The following is a 4249-nucleotide window of genomic DNA, read 5'->3' on the forward strand; positions in this document are numbered from 1 at the left end:
GGCCGTTTCAACACACCGATCGCGTACCCGTCTGGCCATATCGGCCGCCCCACTCCAAGCAGTAGCAAAACCTATCTTATTGATTCAAATAGCTTTAATAAAAATAAGCCAGCCAAACTGTCGCATACAATTTGCTTATCCCGCTGCAAACAATCGATAAGAGCAATTTCAGCAACAGTTAAAACATTAATTGCTTTTTTTGTATACAAACGCATAATCGCGCCAGTGTGACTTCCTGACCACTGAGTCAATAAAAACAAGAGAAATGAGGAGTACCCCGCTGTGGAAAGCACCAAACAAGAACAACTCTATGCGGCCACGCCTGCGCGCAAAGGCCTGCTGGAACGGCTATTCAAGCTGTCCCTGCACGGCACCACGGTAAAGACCGAGCTCGCCGCCGGCCTCACCACCTTTATCACCATGGCGTACATCATCTTCGTTAACCCCAATATCATGGCCGACGCCGGTATCGATCACGGTGCGGCCTTTGTCGCCACCTGCATCGCCGCTGCGTTTGGTTGCTTCCTGATGGGCCTTTACGCCAACTGGCCAGTGGGCCTGGCGCCAGGCATGGGCTTGAACGCGTTCTTTACCTACACCGTGGTCGGCACCATGGGCTACAGCTGGCAGATCGCGCTGGGCGCGGTGTTTCTCTCCGGCATCTTGTTTATGTTCCTCACCTTCTCGCGTATCCGCGAATGGCTGCTCAACAGCATCCCGGCCAGCCTGCGCTTTGCCATGGGTGCCGGGGTCGGTTTGTTTCTCGGCCTGATTGGCTTGAAAACCGCTGGCATCGTGGTCGCCAGCCCCGCCACCTTGATCAAGATGGGCGACCTGACCAGCGCCGGCCCGCTGCTAGCGGCCATCTGCTTCTTGATGATTGCCGTGCTGGAATACCACCGCGTATTTGGCGGCATTCTGATCAGCATCCTCACCGTTACCCTGATCGGTTGGGGCCTGGGCGAAGTACAGTTCGGCGGCATCTTTTCCATGCCACCGAGCCTGGCGCCCACCTGGCTGGCCATGGATGTTTCCGGCGCCATGAACGTCGGCATGATCAGCGTGGTGCTGGCCTTCCTGTTTGTGCATATGTTCGACACCGCCGGCACCTTGATGGGCGTTGCCCAACGCGCCGGCCTGGTGGATGAAAACGGCCATATCGAAAACCTCAGCAAGGCAATGAAAGCCGACAGCACCTCCAGCGCCTTTGGTGCCCTGGTGGGTTGCCCACCGGTAACCAGTTACGTAGAAAGCGCGGCGGGCGTGGCCTCCGGTGGCCGTACCGGGTTGACCGCCGTTACCGTGGGCGTGCTGTTTATTGCCGCGATGTTCTTCGCCCCGCTGGCCGGCATGATTCCCGCCTACGCCACTGCAGGTGCGCTTATCTATGTAGCCATGCTGATGATGAGCGGCATGGCGCATATCGACTGGGAAGACCACACCAACACCATTCCGGCGATTATCACCGTGGTGATGATGCCGCTGACCTTCTCCGTCACCGACGGTCTGGCCATGGGCTTTATTACCTTTGTGGTGCTGAAACTGGCCACCGGCAAGCACAAAGAAATCACCCCAAGCCTGTATGTGCTGTCGATTATTTGCGCGGCGAAATTCGCCTTCTTGTAATCTTTGCGCCAGTCCTCGTCGGTTGCATTGCCCCACCGCGGAACCAGTTGGGCTCTGCGGTACTCAACCCAACCGACGTGAGCAACACCAAGCCTCGGCGTTCGCGCCGGGGCTTTCTGCATTTACCAAGAGGCCTGTATGAATTTTGAAACCTGGCTGCTGTTTAGCAGTGCGGCGCTGATCGTGATTTTTATCCCCGGCCCGCTGTCCTTGCTGATGGTCAGTAACAGCTTGAACTACGGCCTGCGCCGCTCGGCACCGGCGTTTCTCGGCGGGGTCAGTGCCTCGATCTGTTTGTTAAGCGCTTCGGCCCTGGGCTTGGGCGCCCTGCTGCTGGCGTCGGCCACGCTGTTTAGCGTGCTGAAAATCGTCGGCGCGCTGTACCTGTTTTACCTCGCCTACCAGAGCTGGCAGGAGTCGCGTCAGACAGCCAAACCGGTGCGGCCAGAGGAAGAGGCGCTTACGCCGCCAAGCTGGCGGGCGATGTTTCTCAAGGCCTTTGGCCTGGGCGCCAGTAACCCGAAAGACATCCTGTTTTTTGCCGCCTTTTTGCCGCAGTTCATCAGCGCCGAGCAGCCGATTCTCAAGCAGTTGATGGTGATGATCGCCACCTGGGCGATTCTGGATTTGGGCTGCAAGCTGTTCTACGGCTTGGGCGCACGCGGGGCAGCGAAGTTTCTGCGCTCCGGTAAAGGCCAGGTGTGGTTTAACCGCATCAGCGCCGCGCTGTTTGCCGGGGCCGGCACGGCGTCGCTGTTGAGTCGCTAACGGTTGAGTCGATAGAAGCAAAGACACGGCGCCGGGCAGACCGGCGCCGCAAGCGGCCTAGCTGCCGCGGTAGGTCGAATAGCTATACGGCGAAATCAGCAGCGGCACATGGTAGTGCTCCTGCTCGGCGCTGATGCCAAAGCGCAGCACCACCACATCCAGAAAGGCCTGGGCCGGCAGCTGCACGCCGCGGGCGCGGTAGTAGTCGCCAGCGGAAAACTGCAGTTGGTAAACACCTGTGGTGTAGCCATCGCCCTGCAAAACCGGCGTGTCGCAACGACCGTCGTCATTGGTGTACAGGGTGTTGAGCAGTTCGACGGCAGTGCCTTCAACCCGATACAACTCGACCTTGATATTGCTTCCGGGGCAGCCGTGCGCGGCGTCCAAAACATGCGTGGTTAAACGTCCCATCGGTTTCGGGCAACTGCGCTGGGCGCAGGCGCCACGCCTCCTCTATGCAGTGATTGAATTCGTTACGCCTGGCCAGGCATTTCCTGGGGCGCGGCTGGAGCATAGCATGCGGCCCTGCTATTTCGAGACATTCCAGTTAAAAATTGTACACAATCACCAACAACAACATCCGCTCCCAGCACCTGCACAGTCACTGCGCGTGATTAGCGCTTATGCACCACAATGGCTCGCGCAATGGCCAAGCGCGGGCGCTGAGCTAATCTCTCTGGTCATCAGTAAATGGAAAAAACAGTGAAATTTTCCATTTACAAAACACCTATCACTTTGTATACAATCACCCCATCACGGTCGCCAACCGCCTTACCCTGGCAATTGCAGCGGCCGCACCATTCATAAGAAGGAAAACTGCAGTGAGCGCTGACTACCCTCGCGACCTGATCGGTTACGGCAGTAACCCTCCTCATCCACACTGGCCGGGCAATGCCCGCATAGCCCTGTCGTTCGTACTCAATTACGAAGAAGGCGGCGAGCGCAACATCCTGCACGGCGACAAAGAATCCGAAGCCTTCCTCTCGGAAATGGTGTCTGCCCAGCCGCTGCAAGGCGCGCGCAACATGAGCATGGAATCGCTTTACGAGTATGGCAGCCGTGCCGGCGTGTGGCGGATCCTGAAGCTGTTCAAGGAGTTCGACATTCCGCTGACCATCTTCGCCGTGGCCATGGCCGCCCAGCGTCACCCGGACGTGATCCGCGCCATGGTCGATGCCGGCCACGAGATCTGCAGCCACGGCTACCGCTGGATCGACTACCAGTACATGGACGAAGCGCAGGAACGCGAGCACATGCTCGAAGCGATCCGCATCCTCACCGAACTCACCGGCGAGCGCCCACTGGGCTGGTACACCGGCCGCACCGGTCCGAACACCCGTCGCCTGGTGATGGAGGAAGGCGGTTTCCTCTACGACTGCGACACCTACGACGACGACCTGCCCTACTGGGAACCGAACAACCCGACCGGCAAGCCGCACCTGGTGATCCCGTACACCCTGGACACCAACGACATGCGCTTCACCCAGGTCCAGGGTTTCAACAAGGGCGACGACTTCTTAGAATACCTCAAAGACGCATTCGATGTGCTGTACGCCGAAGGTGCCGAAGCGCCGAAGATGCTGTCGATCGGTCTGCACTGCCGCCTGATTGGCCGTCCAGCGCGTCTGGCCTCGCTCAAGCGCTTTATCGAATACGCTAAAAGTCATGAACAGGTGTGGTTCAGCCGTCGCGTCGACATCGCTCGCCACTGGCACGAAACCCACCCGTATCAAGGGGCCGCGAAATGAGCCACTTCCAAACCCTGAAGCCCTCGACCCTGAGCCGCGACGCGTTTGTCGCTGCCTTCGCCGACATCTACGAACATTCGCCATGGGTGGCCGAGAAGGCCTATGAC

5 protein-coding genes and 1 pseudogene are annotated in these 4249 nt (G+C 58.6%); 5 read left to right on the plus strand and 1 reads right to left on the minus strand.

Annotation, left to right across the window (positions count from 1 at the left end; translation table 11 throughout):
* The 3 genes from AAAB16_RS10990 to AAAB16_RS11000 all read left to right on the plus strand — a co-directional run.
* On the plus strand, window positions 1–231 hold a 231-nt coding region (locus AAAB16_RS10990; RefSeq protein ID WP_340663346.1), incomplete at its 5' end, for a hypothetical protein.
* Window positions 232–282: 51 nt separating this feature from the next.
* The gene (locus AAAB16_RS10995; protein ID WP_340663347.1) at window positions 283–1626 is read left to right on the plus strand and encodes an NCS2 family permease; all 1344 of its coding nucleotides are present in this window, start codon (window positions 283–285) and stop codon (window positions 1624–1626) included.
* 138 nt (window positions 1627–1764) lie between these two features.
* The gene (locus AAAB16_RS11000) at window positions 1765–2394 is read left to right on the plus strand and encodes a LysE family translocator (protein WP_340663348.1); all 630 of its coding nucleotides are present in this window, start codon (window positions 1765–1767) and stop codon (window positions 2392–2394) included.
* Between the two features lie 57 nt (window positions 2395–2451).
* Here AAAB16_RS11000 and uraH read toward each other — a convergent pair whose 3' ends face one another.
* Window positions 2452–2805 carry a hydroxyisourate hydrolase gene (gene uraH / locus AAAB16_RS11005; protein WP_340663349.1) on the minus strand — a complete coding sequence of 118 codons (354 nt, stop codon included), beginning with the start codon at window positions 2803–2805 and terminating at the stop codon, window positions 2452–2454.
* Between the two features lie 410 nt (window positions 2806–3215).
* Here uraH and puuE point away from each other — a divergent pair, with 410 nt between their 5' ends.
* Both puuE and AAAB16_RS11015 read left to right on the plus strand, forming a co-directional pair.
* Window positions 3216–4142 (plus strand): allantoinase PuuE, encoded by a 927-nt coding sequence (gene puuE, locus AAAB16_RS11010; RefSeq protein ID WP_340663350.1) that lies wholly within the window; start codon window positions 3216–3218, stop codon window positions 4140–4142.
* Window positions 4139–4249: pseudogene (locus AAAB16_RS11015) on the plus strand (OHCU decarboxylase); the annotation flags it as partial. The gene puuE and the pseudogene AAAB16_RS11015, both read left to right, overlap by 4 nt.

This window comes from Pseudomonas sp., from assembly GCF_037994325.1.
In the GTDB taxonomy this organism is placed as follows: Bacteria; Pseudomonadota; Gammaproteobacteria; order Pseudomonadales; family Pseudomonadaceae; genus Aquipseudomonas.

Excerpts from the sequence above, each read along its gene's own strand:
- AAAB16_RS11000 (WP_340663348.1), top strand. The coding sequence starts at position 1,765 with ATGAATTTTGAAACCTGGCTGCTGTTTAGCAGTGCGGCGCTGATCGTG.
- uraH (WP_340663349.1), bottom strand. The coding sequence starts at position 2,805 with ATGGGACGTTTAACCACGCATGTTTTGGACGCCGCGCACGGCTGCCCC.